The 19,270-nt window shown below is 65.3% G+C and carries 13 protein-coding genes; all 13 read right to left on the bottom strand.

Annotation, left to right across the window (positions count from 1 at the left end; all coding sequences use genetic code 11):
* Positions 1–120: 120 nt before the first annotated feature.
* Entirely contained in the window at positions 121–3,000 is a 2,880-nt protein-coding gene (locus N7650_RS07605) for a TIGR00180 family glycosyltransferase (protein ID WP_009402906.1), read from the bottom strand.
* 79 nt (positions 3,001–3,079) lie between these two features.
* Entirely contained in the window at positions 3,080–3,811 is a 732-nt protein-coding gene (locus N7650_RS07600; RefSeq protein WP_009402908.1) for a cephalosporin hydroxylase family protein, read from the bottom strand.
* 20 nt (positions 3,812–3,831) lie between these two features.
* Positions 3,832–4,905 (bottom strand): class I SAM-dependent methyltransferase, encoded by a 1,074-nt coding sequence (locus tag N7650_RS07595; protein ID WP_009402910.1) that lies wholly within the window; start codon positions 4,903–4,905, stop codon positions 3,832–3,834.
* Positions 4,895–5,752, bottom strand: a complete 858-nt coding sequence (locus tag N7650_RS07590; RefSeq protein WP_037061269.1) for an NAD(P)-dependent oxidoreductase — start codon at positions 5,750–5,752, stop codon at positions 4,895–4,897. Before N7650_RS07590 ends, N7650_RS07595 begins: the two co-directional genes overlap by 11 nt.
* 5 nt (positions 5,753–5,757) lie before the next feature.
* On the bottom strand, positions 5,758–6,981 hold the full coding sequence (locus N7650_RS07585; protein WP_009402912.1) for a class I SAM-dependent methyltransferase: 1,224 nt from the start codon (positions 6,979–6,981) through the stop codon (positions 5,758–5,760).
* Positions 6,978–7,538 (bottom strand): dTDP-4-dehydrorhamnose 3,5-epimerase, encoded by a 561-nt coding sequence (gene rfbC, locus N7650_RS07580; RefSeq protein WP_009402913.1) that lies wholly within the window; start codon positions 7,536–7,538, stop codon positions 6,978–6,980. The genes N7650_RS07585 and rfbC overlap by 4 nt, the downstream gene beginning before the upstream one ends.
* Positions 7,535–8,617 carry a CDP-glucose 4,6-dehydratase gene (rfbG, locus tag N7650_RS07575; protein WP_037061271.1) on the bottom strand — a complete coding sequence of 361 codons (1,083 nt, stop codon included), beginning with the start codon at positions 8,615–8,617 and terminating at the stop codon, positions 7,535–7,537. The genes rfbC and rfbG overlap by 4 nt, the downstream gene beginning before the upstream one ends.
* Entirely contained in the window at positions 8,599–9,372 is a 774-nt protein-coding gene (gene rfbF, locus N7650_RS07570) for a glucose-1-phosphate cytidylyltransferase (protein ID WP_009402915.1), read from the bottom strand. The genes rfbG and rfbF overlap by 19 nt, the downstream gene beginning before the upstream one ends.
* Positions 9,373–9,590: 218 nt before the next feature.
* Positions 9,591–13,175, bottom strand: a complete 3,585-nt coding sequence (locus N7650_RS07565; protein ID WP_279897698.1) for a glycosyltransferase — start codon at positions 13,173–13,175, stop codon at positions 9,591–9,593.
* A gap of 114 nt (positions 13,176–13,289) precedes the next feature.
* Positions 13,290–14,864, bottom strand: coding sequence for a flagellar hook-associated protein 3 (locus N7650_RS07560; protein ID WP_009402918.1), 1,575 nt, complete (start codon positions 14,862–14,864; stop codon positions 13,290–13,292).
* Positions 14,865–14,877: 13 nt separating this feature from the next.
* On the bottom strand, positions 14,878–16,926 hold the full coding sequence (flgK, locus tag N7650_RS07555) for a flagellar hook-associated protein FlgK (RefSeq protein WP_279897696.1): 2,049 nt from the start codon (positions 16,924–16,926) through the stop codon (positions 14,878–14,880).
* A gap of 10 nt (positions 16,927–16,936) precedes the next feature.
* Complete coding sequence (gene flgJ / locus N7650_RS07550) at positions 16,937–18,142, bottom strand: flagellar assembly peptidoglycan hydrolase FlgJ (RefSeq protein WP_279897694.1); 1,206 nt, start codon at positions 18,140–18,142, stop codon at positions 16,937–16,939.
* Positions 18,143–18,154: 12 nt separating this feature from the next.
* Complete coding sequence (locus tag N7650_RS07545; protein ID WP_009402924.1) at positions 18,155–19,264, bottom strand: flagellar basal body P-ring protein FlgI; 1,110 nt, start codon at positions 19,262–19,264, stop codon at positions 18,155–18,157.
* Between the last annotated feature and the right edge of the window lie 6 nt (positions 19,265–19,270).

The raw sequence follows: 19,270 nt of genomic DNA, 5'->3' as shown, positions 1-19,270 counted from the left end.
CCAACGGTTTTCTGACCCCGACCCTGTTTATGCAAGCTCGAAGCAAGATGCAGGCCAGCGGAACAGGCGCCGCGCCAGCTAAGACTCGCATGGCTGGCGCAGAACCTGGCGGGAACGGCTTCAGCCGATCAGCGCTTTCCAGTCGAACGCCGCTTTCGCCGGGTCCAGGCGCCGCCCGTGAGCGGCGCTGCTCCAAAGCCCGGCCCACTTGCCGCGCAACGCCGCGAGGGCAACCTCGTCCTGCGGCAATTGCCCCGGATGCACCACCTGCACCTGCGGCGTCCACACCGTCAGCAGCCCGGCTTCGGCCACTTTCAGGCACAGGTCGACATCGGCGTAGGCGTCAGCGAACCCGACCTCATCCAGCCCGCCCAGGGCGCGGAACACCTCGGTCCGCACCATCAGGCAGACGGCCGAGACCGCCGGGTAGTTCTGCTCTACCGCAGCCTGGCCGAGATAGCCGGTTTCATCCTTCTTCAGGCCGACATGCGCAGCCTGCACACCGTCCGCCGTCAGCATCAACCCGCCCTGGGTCACGTTGCCGGCAGCATCCAACAGCTTGGCGCCGACGATGCCGACCTCCGGCCGCTGGGCCTGGTTGAGCAACAGTTCCAGCCAGTTGGCATTGACCACCTCGGCGTCAGGGGCCAGCAGCACCAGGTACTCACCGCTTGCTTCGGCGCTGGCGGCGTTGATCAGGGCCGCTTCGCCAAGCCGCTGCGGGCTCTGCAGGACGCGTACGCGTCCACCGAGCTGCTGCAACTGCTCGAGCCATTGCAGGTGCGCCGGCGACTGGCTGGCGTTATCGGCGACCAGCACCTCGTAGCGCAGGTAGCGGGTACGCTGCAAAACGCTTTCCAGGCAACGCTGCAATGCCTCCTGGTTGTCCTCGCTGCGCAGGATGATCGACACCTGCGGTCGCTCCAGGTGGCGATAGTCGATGCGCAAGGCCCCCGGCAGCGCCGAGCTGACCTGGGCCTTGTAGCCACGCGCGGCCAGATGCCGGGCCAGGGCCTGGCGGGCATGTTCGTTGTGCTTGAGCTCCGGCGCCCGGCTGATCAACAGCGGCTCGTCGAGGTGGGCGAGACCGTTCAGGCCGCCCTTCTCGATCAGGCGCAGGAGCAATTCGTATTCCAGCGCCTCGCTGAATTCGCTGGCGAAACCGCCCGCCTCCACCAGCACTTCGCGGCGTACCAGCCAGTGCCGTGCCATCAGCGGCGGCAGGCTCTGCAGCAAGTCGAGGTTGATGCCGGGGCGCAGCAGTTCACGCCAGGCACCGCCGGACAGTTGCTGGATCTCGTCCACTGCCACGGCACGGCAGTCCGGCGCGTCGAGCAGCTCCAGGCCGGCACGCAGCAAGCCGGTTGCGGTGAACTCGTCACCGGCCTCGGCCAGCATCAGCCAGTCGCAGCTACTCTGGCGGGCGATCTGGTTGATCTTGTCGACGTAGTCGTCCTTGCTCACCCGGACGAAATGCAGGGTGCTTTGCAGGCTGGTCATGGCCGGCAGCGGCCCGGTGGTGAAGACAATGATGCGGAACGAGCGGCTGACGCCGTTGATCAGGCTGTCGAAGGTGGCCTGCAGCCTGGCTTCGTCATGCTCGAGGTTGAGCAGGAGGATGCCGATCTGCGGGCCACCCTGATGCTGCTTGAGGTGCGCGGCGACGGCTTCGCGGCTGGCCGGGTCGGGCTGGCGCGCCTCCAGCCAGTCGAGCAGGCGTCCGGATGGCTGGGCGCCGAGCAGCGCGCGGCCGCCGTCGCTGGCCACGGCTTCCAGGCGCCGGGCCCATGCCTGCAACTTGCCGGCCTCTTCGGTCTCGCCATCGTCATGCAGCAAGTCAGCCAGGCGCTTGACGACCGCCAGGTTGTACGGCGCGGCCTTGAGCGCTTCGCGGGCGCGAGCGATCTGGCTGAACGCGTTGTCCTCGGGGTGCACGGCAAGCAGGCGTTCCTGCTGCAGCCAGATCGACTCCAGCTCTTCCTGCTGCACGCGGCCCGCCGGCAGGGCATGCAGGAGGAATTCGATTTCGCCCAGTCGGTCGAAGAACGCCTGGTTGTAGAACGGCAGGTTGACGTACTGGGTCGGCAGGAACTTGTAGGTCGATGCTTCGCCGGGCCCATTGACGTGGGAAGAGAAGACCGGCTCGATGATCAGCGAGCGACCACCGGCCAGGCCTTCGTACATCAGGGCGAAACTCTCCCGGGCCAGGGCGCGCAATTGTTCGCGCTCGCCCTTGAGCGGTGTCTCGAGGCCGGCCAGCACGTCGCTGAATTCCTCACGGCTGGCCACCGAGGCCGGGTCTGGGAGGGCCAGGGCGTAGGTGACCTCGGTATTGTGCTCGGAGGCGCCGTAGTTGGCTTCGCGCACCGCATAAGGGATCGGCAGCATGCGCGCCTTGGCACTGGCCAGCAGGAACCAGGTGTGGCTGACCTCCAGCCATTCGAAACGCAGGTTGTCGGGAATCTGCGCGGCCCAGTCCTGCAGCAGCGAGGTGCGGGTCACCGCGTAGAACGGCGGGATGAAGGCGTACAGGTAGTCGAGGATGCGCTGTCGCGGGTCGTCGCTGGCGAAGTCCTCCTGGCCGATCTTCTTGTCGCGGCGGTAGTAGTTGATGTGCCCCGCCTGGGCCAGGTACATCATGCTGTAGCCCTGGCACATGCCGTAGTCCGGATGGGCTTCGAGGAAGTCCAGGGACTCGCCGATGGCATCGGGCAGGATGAAGTCATCGTCGGCGACCAGCGCCATGTAGGGCGTCGTCACCAGGCCCAGGCCGTGCTTGATCTTGGCCTGGAAGCCACGGTAGTCGAACTGCGGCAGGTGCCGGTAGTCGACCCGCGGGAAGCGCTCGGTGATACCGGCAGCCGGCTCCGGCGAGGAGTCGAGCACCAGCAGGGTGCCGGGAAAGTCCTTGTAGTACTGCAAGGCGCGGCGCAGGAAGCCGGGGCGCTTGTGGGTCAGCATGACCAGGGTGAACTGGATGTTCAGGGCAGTGCTTGGCATGTGGGTACCTGACGGGAAATCTGCTGTGTGCTCTCGGGCCCCATCGCTGGCAAGCCGGGGCCATTAGGGTCGGTAAAAGTCAGCGCACCCGGCGCAGGTAGCCATCCGGCGCCACGCTGATCAGCAGCTTGTCCTGCATCTGCTGGTCGATTTCGAAATCGGCGTTTTCCTTGAGGTATTCCCACACCGCGGTCTTCGGGTTGTCGCCCGGGCCCCAAGGACGGTCCGGGAAGAACTCCGGCGGCATGTCCTCGACCACGGTATCCATCACCACGCAGTAGCTGCCCACCGCCACCAGCGGTGCGTAGGCACGCAGTTCTTCGAGCACGTGCTCATGGGTATGGTTGGAATCCAGCACCAGAATCACCTTCTTGCCTTCGGCGAAGGCGCGCACGCGCTCCACCACCGCCGGATCGATGCTCGAACCCTCGATCATGGAAATGCGCCTGGCCATCTGATGGCTTTCGATGGCCTCGCGGTTGTGCGGGCGGATGTCCAGGTCGATGCCCAGCACCTCGCCATGGCCCTGCAGTTCCAGCAACGAGGCGTAGTAGATGATCGAACCGCCGTGGGCGATGCCGCATTCGATGATCAGGTCCGGCTTGACCCGCCAGATGATCTCCTGCATCGCCAGCATGTCCTGGGGCAGCTGGATGATCGGCCGGCCCATCCACGAAAAGTGGTAGCTGTACTTGTGCTTGGCTGACTCGTTGAAGAAGTCCCGGGCCAGGCCCTTGAGCTGCTCGTCCTGGCCCTGGGCCTTGATGCCGGCCTCGCATTCGGCTTCGAAGGCCTTGATAACGTCGGTCATGGTGCTGTCTCTCCGGGAAGTCATTGAAATGCGGCGCTGTCGACGGCGTGGTAGACGAACCGGTCGGCGGTCATGCGGCGGATTTCTTCGAGGTAGTTGGAATTCATCACGAACAGGTTGGCGCCGTCGGGCAAGGCGGCCATGGCCTCCTGCGGCGACGAAACGCGCACGCCGCTCAGCGGCAGGTAGCGGCCCTGCTTGGCCGGGTTGATATCGACCACCTGGTCGACCGCCACCCCGGCACGCTGCAGGAACAGCGAATAGATCACGCCCTTGGACGACGCGCCCCAGATCGCCGAGCCCTTGCCGGCATCGCGCCGCACGATCTGCACCGCACGTGCCAGGCTGGCATTGAAATCAGCCGGCAGGCGCAGTGGCTCGGCCGCGCCATCGTCGAGGCGGCGCAGGCTGGCGAGGTCGGCGACCACGTACAGGTATTGCTCGCCGAACAGGCGCCCGGCCTCCAGCACACGGCCGAACAGGCGCTGCAGGTCAGAGAGGCGGAAGTAGTTGACGTGCTCGTAGAACAGGTCGAACCAGGCCTTGTGCTCGATGATCCAGTCCAGGCACGGCACTTCGATGTAGATCAGGCCGGCGTTGCCGTTGGCCCGGGCGATCTCGTGGAGGAAACCCACCGGATCGGCGATATGTTCCAGCACATGGCGCAGCACGATGGCATCGGCGCGCAGGTCCAGTTCGGCGGTGAACGGCGCCTTGATCACGTCGGCGTTGTCGCCTTCATAGGCCGGATCGATACCGGTCACGGCATAGCCACGTTCGCGCAGCAGTTCGAGGAAGTACCCCTTGCCGCAGCCCACTTCGATCAGGCTGTGGCCCTTGAAATGGCGGGCAACGATGGCCTCGACATCGTTCAGATGACGTTGGAACTGCCCGGAATGGGCCTGCTCGTTCTGGTAGTCGCTGTCGTAGCTGAGCTTGTCGGCATCGAAGGCATCGTTGAACACCAGGCCGGTGCGAGCGTCCTGCACCAGGCGCATATCGGCGCTGGCACTGGCCCGGGCGCTGGCGGCATCGGCGAATGTGCGGTTCTGCAGCACCGGCAAGGCATCGGCGCGGTACAACTCATGCTTCATGTTCTGCTCCCAGCAAGGCATGCAGGCGTCGGGCATCGCCCCAGAAGGCCATGGGCTCGTGCGCCGGATAAGGGTAGTGCCCCAGGTTCAGGGCGATCCGCGAATCCCGCGCGGCGCGCTGGCGCTCCACCAGGCTGCGTACCGCTATCGGCTGGCCGCTGCAAATATTGACCACGCCACTGAAATCGCGCCGTTGCAGCAAAGTGGCGAGATGTGCGGTGGCCGTCTCGACGGGCAGGAAATCGCGCAATTGCTCGCCGGCCGACATGTCGAATTGCGCCTGCCCCGCGTCAATGGCCCGGTCCAGGGCCGCCAGCAGGCTGTTGGGGTTCTGCCCCTCGCCATGCAGGTAGAACAGCCGCGCCCATTGCAGGGTGAACGGCACCTGCTGGCGCAAGGTGTCGAGGAACAGATGCAGGCTGTGCTTGGCCAGGCCGTAGGCATTGGCCGGCCGGCATTCCAGGGTTTCGCTCAGCGGGCCGCTCTGCATGCCGTACTCGAAGCAGGTGCCGGTGACCTGCACCTGCCCTACCCCGGCCTCGACGGCGTGCTTGATGAAGCGGTAGTCGGCCATCAGGTTGTGCTCCAGATGGAACAGCCCCTGGTAGTTGGGCAGGCCCGGCCATGCCAGGTGGACCAGGGCATCGACGCCTTCGCACAGGGCAGCGACATCGGTGCGTGGATCATGGATATCGGCGGCCACGAACCCGACCCGGTCGAACCATGGCAAGGCTCGCGCCGGCGCCTGGCGACGGGCCACCGCGCGCACCTGGCAACCACGGGCCAGCAATGCAGCAACCAGGTGCCGCCCGACAAAGCCGCTGGCACCGGTCACCAGTACGGTCATCGCGGTCACAGGATGGTCAGCTCGGGCACGGCGATGACGAAACGTCCGCCCCATTCACGCACCAGCGCCTGCTGCTCGCTGACTTCCTTGAGCAGGTTCCACGGCAATACCAGCACGTAGTCCGGCTGCTCGGCGGCCAGGCGCTCCGGTGCGACCACCGGAATGCGGCTCCCGGGGAGGAACTTGCCCTGCTTGTGCGGATTGGCGTCGGCCACCCAGGCCAGCAGGTCGGCGCGGACCCCGGCGTAGTTGAGCAGGGTGTTGCCCTTGGCGGCAGCGCCATAGCCAACCACGCGCTTGCCCTCGGCCTTGGCCTGGAGCAGGAAGCGCAGCAACTGGTGCTTGATGCGTTCGGCGGCCGGGGCCAGCGTCGTGTAGAAATCGACAGTGGTTACTCCAACCTTGTCCTCCGTGTCGAGCAAGGCCTGCACCGCCGGCCGCAGCGCCTGCGGACCATCGACACGCTGCACGTAGACCCGCAACGAGCCGCCGTGGGTCGGCAACTCCTCGACGTCGAAGATCTCCAGGCCGTTGCGCTGGCACAGGGTGCGCACCGCCGTCAGCGACAGGTAGGAATAATGCTCGTGGTACAGGGTGTCGAACTGGCTCTCGGCCATCAGGCTGAGCAGGTGCGGGAATTCGAAGGTGGCAACCCCCGACGGCTTGAGCAGCGTGGCGAAGCCGCGCAGAAAATCGTTGATGTCCGGAACATGGGCGAGCACGTTGTTGGCCGCCATCAGGTCGGCACTCCAGCCCTCGCCCACCAGTTGCGCAGCCGCCTGTTCGCCGAAGAATACCTCGCGAATGTCCAGGCCCTTGTCACGCGCGGCCTGGGCGGTGCTGCGGGTCGGCTCGACGCCGAGGCAGGGAATGCTGCGCGCGGCGACGTATTGCAGCAGGTAGCCGTCATTGGCGGCGATTTCCACCACCCGGCTGTGCTCGTCCAGGCCGAAGCGCGCGCTCATGTCCTCGACGTACTGCCGGGCATGGGCCAGCCACGAACTGGAGTAGGAACTGAAATAGGCGTAGTCGGCATCGAACAGCGCGTCGGCGCGGGTGTAGTCCTCGGTCTGCACCAGCCAGCACGCCTGGCACACGCCAACCTTGAGCGGCACCCAGGCCTCGGCAGCCGCCAGTTGCTCGGCGCGCAGGTAGGCATTGGAAGGCGGCGCGGTGCCCAGGTCGATCAGGGGCAGGCTCAGCGCTGCGCCACAGCCACGGCAATTCATGCAGGCACTCCGGTGAAATGATGATCCAGCCAGGGATGGGCCTCATCCCGGGCCGACAGATTCTTGACAGGCAGCGGCCAGGCAATGGCCAGGCGCGGGTCATGCACCGACAGCCCGCCTTCGCGTCCCGGCGCGTAGTCCGCACTGTGCAGGTAAAGCAGCTCGGCCTCTTCGCCGAGCACCTGGAAACCGTGGGCGAAACCGGCGGGGATCAGCAGGCTGCGACCGTCACCGGCCTTGAGGTGTTCGGCATGCCAGTGCAGGAAGGTCGGCGAGCCCTCGCGCAGGTCCACCGCCACATCCCAGACTTCACCGCGCAGGCAGGTGATCAGCTTGGCTTCCGGCTGCTCGCCCTGCTGGTAATGCAGGCCGCGCACCGAACCCTGGCCGAGGGTGTGCGAGTGATTGATCTGGCGAATGTGCAACGGCACGCCCAGGCCGGCCAGGCTGCCTTCGCAGAACAGCCGGGAAAACTGCCCGCGGGCATCGCCGTGGCGCTTGTGCTGCACGCTGTAGAGCCCGGCCAGCGGCAGGGCATGGAGTTGCAGGTCGCTCACGACAGCTCCGCGTACAGGTTCAGCTGATCCAGGGTAACGGCGCGCATCTCGTCGCCACGCTTCCACGCCAGGTGCCATTGCAGGGTGTGCTCCAGGCACTCTCGCAAGGACCAGCGGGTGCGCCAGCCGAGCAGTTGCCGGGCACGACCGCTGTCCAGGCGCAGCACGCCGGCTTCATGCAGGTCGCTCGGCTCGACGCGCATGCCCGGCGAGTCCGGCCATTGCCGCGACAGGTGCGCGACCACATCGCCAACGCTGCACATATCGCCTTCGGCCGGGCCGAAGTTCCAGGCACCGGCGAAAACCGGGCCCTCGGTATACAAGCGATGGGCCAGCAGCAGGTAGCCCGCCAGCGGTTCGAGGGCGTGCTGCCAGGGGCGGACCGCCTGGGGATAGCGCAAGGTCACCGGATGCCCCGCATCCCAGGCCTTGAGCACATCGGGGATAAGGCGTTCGGCAGCGAAATCGCCGCCGCCGAGCACATTGCCAGCCCGCGCCGTGGCCAGGGCGAGGCCATGCTCGGCGTGGCTGGCCGGCGGGAAAAAGGACGCCGCGTAGGATTGCGCCAGCAGTTCGCAGCAGGCCTTGCTGCTGCTGTACGGATCGTGGCCGCCGAGGGCTTCGTTCTCGCGGTAGGGCCATGGCCATTCCTGGTTGGCATAGACCTTGTCAGTAGTGACCAGCACCACCGAGCGCACGCCGCCGACCTGGCGAATGGCTTCGAGCAGGTTGAGCGTGCCCATCACGTTGCTGGACCAGGTGCCCAGCGGATCGCGATAGGCCTCGCGCACCAAGGGCTGCGCCGCCAGGTGCAGGACGATTTCCGGCTGCGCCTCGGCCACCACTTCGAGCAGGGCGCCAAGGTCGCGCAGGTCGCCACGGGCGTCCTTGATATCGCGGCCGACCTGGGCCAGCTCGTACAGGTTGGGGCCGGGTTGCGGATCGAGGGCGAAGCCGGTGACTTCGGCGCCCAGTTCCCGCAGCCAGAGTGCCAGCCAACTGCCCTTGAAACCGGTGTGACCGGTCAGCAGTACGCGCTTGCCGCTCCAGAACCCGGCATTCAGGCCCACTGTTTCCATGGGGCCTCCCCGCTCTGCCACAACTGTTCAAGATGATTCTTGTCGCGCAGGGTATCCATCGGATGCCAGAAGCCATCGTGCTGGAAGGCGTTCAGTTGATCCTCTGCCGCCAGCCGGGCCAGGGGCTCGGATTCCCAGGAGGTGTGATCGTCGATGATATAGGGCAGGACCTTCGGCGACAGCACGAAGAAACCGCCGTTGATCCAGCCGCCGTCGCCGCGGGGTTTCTCGATGAAGCCGCTGACCTTGTCACCGTCGCGCTCAAGGGCGCCGTAGCGTCCCGGCGGTTGCACGGCGGTGACCGTGGCGAGCTTGCCATGACCCATGTGGAAGTCCACCAGGGCGCCGATATTCAGGTCGGACACACCGTCGCCGTAGGTGAAGCAGAAGGCCTGCTCGTCTTCCACGTAGCGGGCGGCGCGGCGCAGGCGGCCACCGGTCATGGTTTCCTCGCCGGTGTCGATCAGGGTGACCCGCCACGGCTCGCTGTAGTTCTGGTGCACGTCCATGCGATTGGCACGCATGTCGAAGGTGACGTCGGAGGTGTGCAGGAAATAGTTGGCGAAGAAATCCTTGATCGCATAGCCCTTGTAGCCAAGGCAGATGACGAAATCGTGGATACCGTGGGCCGAGTACTGCTTCATGATGTGCCAGAGAATTGGCTTCCCGCCGATCTCGATCATCGGCTTGGGCTTGAGGTGCGATTCCTCGCTGATGCGGGTACCCAGCCCACCGGCCAGAATTACTGCCTTCATGTCCTTCCCCTGTCGTCGCGCACGGCTGCAGCGCGGGATTTATGGCGATAGGAGGGGGACTTGCAGGAAACGCGCCAGATTTGCAGCGCCCTTTCGGGCCTCATCGCTGGCAAGGCCAGCTCCCACAGGGTTCGGCGGTGTCCGCGATACCTGTGGGAGCAACTGTCTTTGGGATGGGAGTGGGAGATTGTGTGTTGGAGGCCATCGAGGCCGCAACATCACCCCGGCATCCAGCCGTCATACCACACCTGCACATGCTCCGGCCGCAGCACGTAGTTGCGCATGACCTCGTCGTGCAACTGGTCGCCCATGCGGTAGCTGGCGTCAGGGTCGGCCAGGTGCATGCGGATCGCGTCCAGCCATTCCTCGGTGGAGTTGGTCTTGACCCGCGTGCACGGCAGGTAGCCCCGGTAGGCGGCGGTGTCGGTGACGATCACCGGGTAGCCGCAGGCGCCGTACTCCAGCAAGCGCAGGTTGCTCTTGCAGTCGTTGAAGATGTGGAACTCCAGCGGCGCCAGCGCCAGGTCCAGGTTGAGGCTGGACAGCTTGGCCGGGTAGGCACCCAGGCCGACCGGTGGATGGAATTCGTGGATGTAGGGGCGCAAGGCCGGCGGGCACATGCCGAAGAAAATCCACTCCACCTCGTTGGCCAGGGTCTTGATCACCTCGGCAATCACTTCCAGGTCGCCGGTATGGCTGGTACCGCCGCCCCACCCTACCCGCGGCTTGCTGGAGGTACGGCGCCGGGCGCGCTGGCCGACCCAGAGTTCCTCGGCCAGCATGTTGGGCAGCACGCGGATGTCGCGGTGGGTATCGCTCAGGGCATCGGCCAGCGGCTCGGTGGACACCACCAGGCGGTCGCAACGGGCAATGCCGCGGCGCAGCGAACCCTCCAGGTCACGCGGGGTGTGCTTGAGGTGGCCGTTCTTCTTCGGCACCTTGACCACGTAGTCGTCCAGCTCATAGATGACGAAGCCCTTCGAGTAGGTCTTGAGCCGCTCGATTTCCTTGATGAAACCTTCGGTGTAGCGCCCCTGCAGGATCGCCACGTCGGGCGCGCTGCGCGCGAGCTCGACGTTGGTGGGAATCTCGAAGTATTGCTGCTGCGTCACCCAGCCCGCCGCCTCCAGCTCGGTCAGCGGCTTGATGACCCGGTAGTGGCCCACGGCGGTCTTGTTCATCGGCAAGGCGAGGATGTGCGGCAGCGAACGCCCGACGAAAGGCTGCCAGCCGTCCTTGAGCCCAGGCTCGAGACGGAACGCCGCCTCCTTGAGCGAGAGATTCACGTTATACGCCGGATCCCGGGCAATCACCGGCATCCAGGCCTGCTGGAAGGCCTCGTGCTGCTGGACCAGCACGGCCTGGCGCTCGGCGTCCTTCTGCGGGTCCGGGGCCGGGCCCGGCGGACGGTCCAGCACCAGGCGGGCACGGGGCGTCCAGACACTGAGATAACCGGCCTGGCGCATGCGCAGCCCCAGGTCGACATCGCTGAAGGCAGCGCTGAAGACGGCGTCGTTCAAGCCGCCCAGTTCCAGCAGCAACTGCTTGCGCACCAACAGGCAATCGGCGCCCAGGGCCGAGTAGTTCTGCGCCACCTGCAGCCGTTGCATATAGCCACCAGCCTGGCTCGCCTCGCCCACGAACGGCGAGTACACCGCGCCACGCATGCCCAGGATGCCGCCGGCATTGACCACCAGGCCGTGGGCGTTGACCAGTTCGGCACCGACCATGCCGACTTCGGGACGCTGGCCATGGGCCAACAACTCATCCAGCCAGCCCCCTTCGGTTATCACGGTGAAGACGTCGAGCATCACCAGGTATTCGCCCCGGGCCTGCCCCGCCGCCAGGTTCTGCTGGGCGGCGAACGAGCTTTCCTCGTCCAGCTCCAGTACCCGCAAGCGCGCCCCCATCTGCGCCATGGCCGCCAGCCAGGTTCGCGACTCCTCGCGCTGGCTGGCGTTGTCGATCACCAGCACTTCGTAGTTCGGGTAGGTGGTCTTGGCAAATACGCTTTCCAGGCAACGCTCCAGCGCAGCGACCTGGTCGCGGAAGCTGAAGACCAGGGTCACCAGTGGCTGCGTCGGATGCAGGTAGCGGATCTGGTTGATCGCGCTGCCCATCTCGTTTTCCAGGCGATAGTCCATGCCCAGGCGGCGCAGGTGGGCATCGAGCACCCGCGGATTTTCCGCAACCACGGCCGGCGAGGACAGCCAGGCGGCGAAGCCGAAGGCCGACTCCACCAGGACTTCCGGAACATGTTCGACCACCTGCGGGCCGTGGCTTTCGACCAGGCGCCAGAGCAGGTCATGGGGCGCCAGTTCCCGGTAGCCGCCGGCAAAGCCGCCCGCCGCCAGGTAATGCGCGCGCGAGAACGCCAGCACCCGCCCGGTGAAGGGATAGGCCCGCTGCAGGTCTAGGTTGAAGTCGGGCTTGAACACCGGCTCGCTGGAAACCTCGTCATCCAGCCCGCCTTCGTCACCGTAGAGGCAGGCGATTTCGCCCAGGTGCACGATGCGCTCGGCCATCAGCATCAGGCTGAACTCGCTGAGGCGATCACCGGCGCGCAGCAGGCAGAACCAGTCGATGCCGTCCAGCTCGGGCAGCACTTCGTTGAGCTGCAACGCCCAGTCGTCCTGCAACGCCCGGCCGATCAGGCTTTCATCGAGGCTGGCCGGCAGCCGGCCGGCACTCAGCAACAGGGTGCTCGCGGCGCCGTAGCATTGGCGCTGGATGCTGTCCAGGGTGCGCTGGCGCGCCTGGTTGTCGCCCTCGCTGTCGAGTACCACCACGGCAATCCGCGGCTGCCGTTCCCAGTGCTCGCTCAGGCGCATCAAGCGGCGCAGTACCAGCGGGTCCTGGCGGCAGCCGAGCCATTCCTTGTAAAGCTCGGCGAAGGTATCGCTGTGGTCGCCGACCTGGGATTCCTGGATCGCCTGCAAGCTGCGCAAGACATGGACCAGGAACAGGTTTTCCCAGACACGCTCGACGCTGGCGCCATCCACCGGCAGGACATGGATCTTCACCCAGCCGGAGAACGACTCGCTGGCCGGCGGACGGGCGGCGAACATGCTGCGCAGCCATTGCAACTCGTTGGCGCGCGAGGCTTGCAGGTCCGCCTGGCGGCGCAACTGCTCGGGATGGATGCGCTCGATGCAGTTGATCTGGGCGGTCACCGCCAGGTTGCCGCGCCGCAGCAGGCAGACAAACAGCGCGAAATCGATATGGGCGTGGAACCCGGCCTCGACCAGCGCTGGCAGCAACTCGTTCAGGTCCTTGGCGCGCATCAGGGTGTTGCTGAAACCGCCGATGAAGTTCAGCGGATTGCTTTCGAAGAAGTCCAGCAGGTCGCTGCCGTGATAGACCGTGTCACCCCAGGTGAACCAGCTGTTTTCCAGGCGCTGGGCCAGGGAGAAATCCTCGCCGTCCACCAGGCTGCGGCGAGTGGTGACCAGGCTGACGTCGTCGTTGGCCAGGTACAGCTTCAGCTCGCTGCTGATGCAGTCGGCCAGCAGACGGTCGTCGTCGCAAAGGAACTGTACGTATTCACCGCGGGCCAGCTCCAGCCCCGCCAACAGGTTGTGCGGCAGACCGAGGGGCCGGGCGTTGCGCTGGTAATACAAGGGGCAGCGCGCCAGGGGTTCCAACTCGTCGACGATGGCCTTGATCTCGTCGTCGCGCCCTTCGTCGCAGACGATCACTTCGAGGTGGTCATGGCTCTGCGCCAGGGCGCTGACCAGGGCCGCGCGGAAAAAACGGGCGTTGTTGGCGGGAATGACAAGGCTGACAAGAGGTGCTGGATTCACGGGAAGACTCTCGACCAGGAACCGCCCTCGGGTGAAACGGAACAGCCTGGCACTGGGGGAATGGCGGCTGTGCCGCGCCACGCCCGTAGCGGGGACGCGGCGCAAGCGCAGGTTTTACAGGCTGTTGAACAGGCTCAGCTGGCTGATCCGGCTGAAGGCCATCTGCGACGCCTGGAGCATGGTCTGTTGCAAGGTCAGGCGGGTCATGACCTCGGCCGGGTCCGAGTCGCGGATCGACGACTGGGTGCTGGCGTTGGCGATGCTCAGGCTCTCGTTGGCCAGCTCCTGCAGGTCCAGGGCCTTGCCCCGACCACCGATGGAAGTCACGGTGTAGCCAAGTTGGTCCTGCCCGCTGCTGATGTTGGAGATGGCCGCATCGAGGGCTTCGCGCAGTTGCTGCTGGCCGGCGGTGCTGCCGTCGATCGGCTGTTCCAGGGCCTGGCGCAATTGGGCGACGGTGTCGAGGATGTTTTGCGTCTGGTGCTTGTTGACCTGCACCACGTACTGGTCACCGGAAGCAGGCGCTGCGCTGAAGTCGAACTGCACACCGGCAGCGGTGGCCGTCGGCGGCGTACCGGCCAGGGTACCGTTGGCCACCGGACGGCTGTCGGCGGTTACCGGCGAGGCGTACAGCTCGAAGTCGGTGGCGCTGGTGAACTTGATCACCGCACCACCGGACGGGAACGCCTTGGCGTATTTGTCGGCATCCACCACCTGGGTCGAGCTGACCTGGGCGCTGGAGGCGTTGCCCGGGCTGCGCACGCCGGTGATGGTGTCCGGCTTGCTCTCCAGGGTAAAGGTGTGCCCGGCCACCACGGCATCCGGGTTGGTGTCACCGGTCTGCAGGTTGATGTTCAGGCGCAGGTCGACGCCACGGAAGCTGATCGAAACGCCACCCGTGGTGCTCGGATCGAAGGTTCCGGCATTGGTCGCATCGGCGGTGACATCCGTACCCGAGGCATCGGTGACCTTGAACTGGGTGCTGCTGAGCAGGGTGATGGTGTAGGGCTGGCCGCTGCGGAACTGGTCGTTGTAGCCCGAGGCGCTGGACATCTGCCCGTCGGTGAAACGCACGCGCCCGTCATCCGGGGTGGGTGCGGTCAGGGTGGTCTGGGTACGGTTGGTGTTCAGCGCCTGCTGGAAGGTCTTGGCCCCGCTGTTGGTAGCGGCCATGGTCAGCATGTCGCCGACCTGCAGTTTCAGCTCGCCCTCGTCGCCCATGTAGCTGTAGGTACCATCGGCGTTGCGCACGAAGGGCTGGGTATCGCTCTTGGAGCCGGAGAACAGGTACTGGCCGTTCTCGTCGCGGGTGTTCATCAGGCTCAGCAACTGCTCTTCGAGCTTGCCCAGCTCGGTGGCGGTGGCCTTGCGCTCGGTATCGGTAAAGCCGGCGTTGCCCGCCCCCAGCGCCAGCTCATTGACCCGCTGCAGCAGGGTGTTGATCGAGTTCAGGGTGGTTTCCGCCTGGCTCAGGCTGTTGCGCACCGACGTGGTGTTGGTGGCGTACTGCTCGAGCATCGAATTCTGGTGGTCGAGCTGCAACAGGCGCGCCGCGCCCACCGGATCATCGGCGGCGGTGCGCACACGGATCAGGTCGCTGGCTTCCTCGCCGGTCTTGACCACATTGGAATAGTTGCGCTGGTAGTTGGCGGCGCTGGATTCGTAGTACTGGGAAGTGGAAATACGCATGCTCTACGACTCCTTAAAGCGCACTGATCAAGGTGTTGAAGACTTCCTGCGCCGCCTTGATGATCTGCGACGAGGCGGTGTAGTACTGCTGGTACTTGACCAGGTTGCCGGCCTCTTCATCCAGCTGCACGCCGGAGAGCGAGTCCCGGGAAGCCTTGGCCTGGGTCAGGATGACCTCGGTCGCCGCGCTGTCCATCTTGGCTTGCTGGGTCTTGGCCCCGACGCTTTCCACCAGCTTGCCGTAGGCATCGCTGATGCTGACGCCCTTGGTGGTGCTGCCGACGTCGACGGTCTGCTTGTTCTGCAGTTCCAGCAGGCTCAGGCCGTTACGGTTGTCCGAGGACGAAGGACCGGTCAGGGACACGGTGTAGCTGTCGTTCTTCTTCGGCGCGCCGCTGATGTCCATCTGGAAGGCGAAGGTCTTCTGCACGCCACTGCCGTCCAGCACCGGCGCGCCGGAGGCATCGACCATCGGCACGTTGATCTGCAGGGTGTTGTTCTGCCCGGGAATGAAGGTGCCGCTGCCGATGGCGTTGCCCTTGGCATCGACCACCGAATAGGTCTGCGGCGAGGCGGTCTCGTCGCCGAACACCAGACGCACCGGCGTTCCGTACTTGATGCCGTTCTGCAGTTCCAGGCGCTGGGCCGGGTCGGCGATATCCAGGACCGAGGTCAGGACCGGCTGGGAGATCACGCCGGTGCCGGTGTTGCTGCCGCCGGCGGTAGCGCCCAGCGGCGCAGCCATGGCCAGTTTCTTCGAGTCGGTCATGACCACGTCGAGGTTCGCCGCGCCGTTGCGCGTCGGCGTGATCTTGAAGCTGTCGCCGGCACTGAGCGCACCGCCGTTGAGATTCAGGCTGAAACCATCGATGACCGGCTGCGGATCATCAGTGAGGTCGAAGCTGCCCATGCTGGTGTTGTCCGGCAGCTTGCGCACGGTGTAGCTGGTGGCGCTGGTGAAGGTCACCTGGTAGTCGCTGGTGCTGAGCAGGCTAGTGTCCTTGATCACCACGTCGAGGTTGCCCGAGCCAGCGCTGTTGCCGTTCATGGCGATGCTGCGCCCGGCCATGGACAGGGCGCTGTTGATGTCGTTGAACAGCGCCGAACCGAATTCACCGTTCTTGTCGATCCCCTGGGCCAGCTGGGTGTTGACCTTGTCGGCCATGACCAGGGCCAGGCGGCCGATCTCGTTCTGCGCCGGGATCAGGGTGTCCTTGCGGTAGCGCAGCAGGCCGCCGATCTCGCCACCGGTGAGGGAGTTGGTCACATCCACAGTGGTGTTGTTGTAGGCCAGCTTGATCGACACCTGGCTCGGGTCGGTGGTGCTGGTCACTACGCTCAGGGCATTGACGCTGGTGCCCAGGACCAGGGACTGGCCGTTGGCCAGGGTCACGTCGATGTTGCCATTGCGGTTGGTGGTCTGCACGCCGACCAGTTCGTTGAGCTGGCGGATGGTCTCGTCGCGCTGGTCGAGCAGGTCGTTGGGCTGGCCATTGACCGCGCCGACCTTGGCGATCTGTTCGTTCAGCGACGCAACGGTCTTGGCCAGGTTGTTGACCTGTTCGGTCATCGACTTGAGGTTGCCGTTGATGTTGCTGTTCTGTTCCTTGAACTGCGCGGCGATGGTGTTGAAGCGGTTAGCCAGGGCTTCGGCGTTGGTCAGCAGCAACTGCCGCGAAGCATCGTCGTTGGGCTTGGCAGACAGGCCCTGCAGCGCGCTGAAGAAGCTTTTCAGGGCGCCGGTGACGCCGGTGTTGGCGTCGGACAGCAGGTTGTCCACCGAGGTGATCTGGTTCAGGTACGACGCGGCGTCGCTGTTCAGCGACGTGCTGGTCTGCAACTGGTTGTCGAGGAACGCGTTGTACACCCGGCGCACGTCGGCCAGGGTGGTACCGGAACCGATGTACACCTGGCCGTAGCGGATCGAGCCGTTGGTGGTCTGGATGTTCTGCTGGCGCGAATAGCCGGCAACATCGGCGTTGGCAATGTTGTTACCCGTGGTATGCAGGCCCGACTGGGCGGCCCCAAGTCCCGACATCCCGATGCTGATCAAACTCGCCATGGTTCAAACCTTATAGTTTCGTCGTTGGGCTCATCGCCGCGTAGCTGTCGTACGACTTCATCTGTTTTGCGATCTGCGAGATCTTGCTGGCGTAGTTCGGGTCGGTGGCGTACCCGGCCTTTTGCAGCTCTCGCACGAATTGTTCCGGGTTATCGGCCGACTTCACCGCTTCTTGATAGCGACTGTTGTTCTGCAACAGGCTGACCAGGTCGTGGAAGCTGTCCTGGTACGAGTCATAGGAGCGGAACGCCGCAGTCTCCTTGACGAACTGGCCGTCGCGGAACTCGCTGGTGATCGCCCGCGCCGAATCCCCTTCCCAGTTGCCGGTGGCCTTGATGCCGAACAGGTTGTGACTGCTGCTGCCGTCGGAGGCGCGCATGACCGACTTGCCCCAACCGGTTTCCAGGGCCGCCTGGGCCACCAGGTAGCGCGGATCGACGCCGATGCGCCTGGCCGCCTGCTCGGCCATCGGCAGCATGGTGGCGACGAAGTCGTCGCTGGAATCGAAGGCTTTCTTCGCCGGCGCCAGCGGCGGCTGGGCCACGGCGCGACCGTAGATGCGCATGGACGAACCGGGCGCGGCGAAGGTTTGCGCCGGCTCCCAGTCACCCTTCACCACCGCGTCAGTCATGGCCGTGGTACGTCCGGGAATCGCTGCGGTATTGGTGGTGGCCGCATTGGCATTGGCCGACGGCACGATGCCCGCCAGCAGGCGATCGGTCAGCTTGCCCGGCAGGGCCAGGCGCCGCGAATTGAGGGCGGCAACATCGTTGCGGGTGCCGGCGCCAGCCTCGCTGCTGCGCACCGGCTCGGCGACCTTGCTGGCCCACAGCGCCTTTTGCTCGACATCGACCCGCGGGAACGGGCTGGTGTTGACGCTGCTCGACTTCTGCTTGGACAACTGGCGCATCAGCACGTCCTGCAGCCCGATACCCCCACCCTCGCGGGACAGGCTCACCGCCAGCTGCTGGTCGTACATCGACTGGTACTGCTTGGTGGTCTCGGTATTGAGCGGGTTGTCCTTGGCCAGCACATCGGTGGCCGAACGCACCGACTTGAGCATTTCATTGAGGAACAGCGACTCGAATTCCTGGGCCACCTTGCGCAGGTTGCCCTCGCTGTCGCGGTCGCCGACCTTCAGTGAATTGAGGCGATTGAGGTCGGTATAGGCACCGCTGTCGGCGGTGCTGAACATGGCGCTCTTGGGCAGATCCATCGGTTGCGCTCCTCAGATCACGATCAGGTCGGCCTGCAACGCGCCGGCCTGCTTCAGTGCTTCAAGGATCGCCATCAGGTCGCTGGGCGCGGCGCCCACCTGGTTGACGGCACGGACGATCTCGTCGAGCGTGGTGCCCGGGCCGAACTTGAACATCGGCTTGGCTTCCTGCTGGGCGTTGACCCGGGAACGCGGCACCACCGCGGTCTGGCCGTTGGAGAACGCTCCCGGCTGGCTGACGATCGGGTCTTCGGTGATGGTCACAGTCAGGCTGCCGTGGGTCACGGCGGCCGGCGACACCTTGACGTTCTGGCCGATCACGATGGTACCGGTACGCGAATTGATGATGACCTTGGCCACTGCCTGGCCCGGATCGATCTCTAGGTTTTCCAGGATCGACAGGTAATCGACGCGCTGACCCGGATCGAGGGGCGCAGTGACCCGCACCGAACCGCCGTCCACCGCCTGGGCCACACCCGGGCCGAGCAGTTCGTTGACCTTGTCGACGATGCGCTTGGCGGTGGTGAAGTCAGGACGGTTGAGGTTCAGGGTCAGGCTGTTGCCCTGGTTGAAACCGCTGGGCACGGCGCGCTCCACGGAAGCGCCGCCGGGAATCCGGCCCGCCGACGGAACGTTGACGGTGATCTTCGAACCGTCACGGCCCTCGGCATCGAAGCCGCCTACCACCAGGTTGCCTTGGGCGATGGCGTAGACGTTGCCGTCGATACCCTTGAGCGGGGTCATCAGCAGGCTGCCGCCGCGCAGGCTTTTCGAGTTGCCGATGGAGGACACGGTGATGTCCACCACCTGCCCCGGCTTGGCGAACGGCGGCAGGTCGGCATGCACGGAAACCGCCGCGACGTTTTTCAACTGCACGTTGCCCGACCCTGGCGGCACCTTGATACCGAACTGAGAGAGCATGTTGTTGAAGGTCTGCAGGGTGAACGGGGTCTGGGTGGTCTGGTCACCCGTACCGTTGAGCCCCACCACCAGGCCATAGCCGATCAACTGGTTGGAACGCACGCCGGAAATGCTGGCGATGTCCTTCAGCCGCTCGGCCTGGGCGCTGCACGCTGCGGCCAGGAGAAGGGTCGCGGCAACGAACTGCTTGAACTTGAGCATGGTCAC

Origin of the sequence: Pseudomonas sp. GD04058, from assembly GCF_029836855.1 — a bacterium.
Lineage (GTDB): Bacteria > Pseudomonadota > Gammaproteobacteria > Pseudomonadales > Pseudomonadaceae > Aquipseudomonas > Aquipseudomonas bharatica.
The sequence above is the reverse complement of the archived record's forward strand: the minus strand, read 5'-3'. Positions and strand labels throughout refer to the sequence as shown.

Bases quoted from the DNA above. Each gene is read 5' to 3' on its own strand.
- N7650_RS07605 (WP_009402906.1), bottom strand. From the start codon at position 3,000: ATGCCAAGCACTGCCCTGAACATCCAGTTCACCCTGGTCATGCTGACC.
- N7650_RS07600 (WP_009402908.1), bottom strand. From the start codon at position 3,811: ATGACCGACGTTATCAAGGCCTTCGAAGCCGAATGCGAGGCCGGCATC.
- N7650_RS07595 (WP_009402910.1), bottom strand. From the start codon at position 4,905: ATGAAGCATGAGTTGTACCGCGCCGATGCCTTGCCGGTGCTGCAGAAC.
- N7650_RS07590 (WP_037061269.1), bottom strand. From the start codon at position 5,752: ATGACCGTACTGGTGACCGGTGCCAGCGGCTTTGTCGGGCGGCACCTG.
- N7650_RS07585 (WP_009402912.1), bottom strand. From the start codon at position 6,981: ATGAATTGCCGTGGCTGTGGCGCAGCGCTGAGCCTGCCCCTGATCGAC.
- rfbG (WP_037061271.1), bottom strand. From the start codon at position 8,617: ATGGAAACAGTGGGCCTGAATGCCGGGTTCTGGAGCGGCAAGCGCGTA.
- rfbF (WP_009402915.1), bottom strand. From the start codon at position 9,372: ATGAAGGCAGTAATTCTGGCCGGTGGGCTGGGTACCCGCATCAGCGAG.
- N7650_RS07560 (WP_009402918.1), bottom strand. From the start codon at position 14,864: ATGCGTATTTCCACTTCCCAGTACTACGAATCCAGCGCCGCCAACTAC.
- flgK (WP_279897696.1), bottom strand. From the start codon at position 16,926: ATGGCGAGTTTGATCAGCATCGGGATGTCGGGACTTGGGGCCGCCCAG.
- flgJ (WP_279897694.1), bottom strand. From the start codon at position 18,142: ATGGATCTGCCCAAGAGCGCCATGTTCAGCACCGCCGACAGCGGTGCC.
- N7650_RS07545 (WP_009402924.1), bottom strand. From the start codon at position 19,264: ATGCTCAAGTTCAAGCAGTTCGTTGCCGCGACCCTTCTCCTGGCCGCA.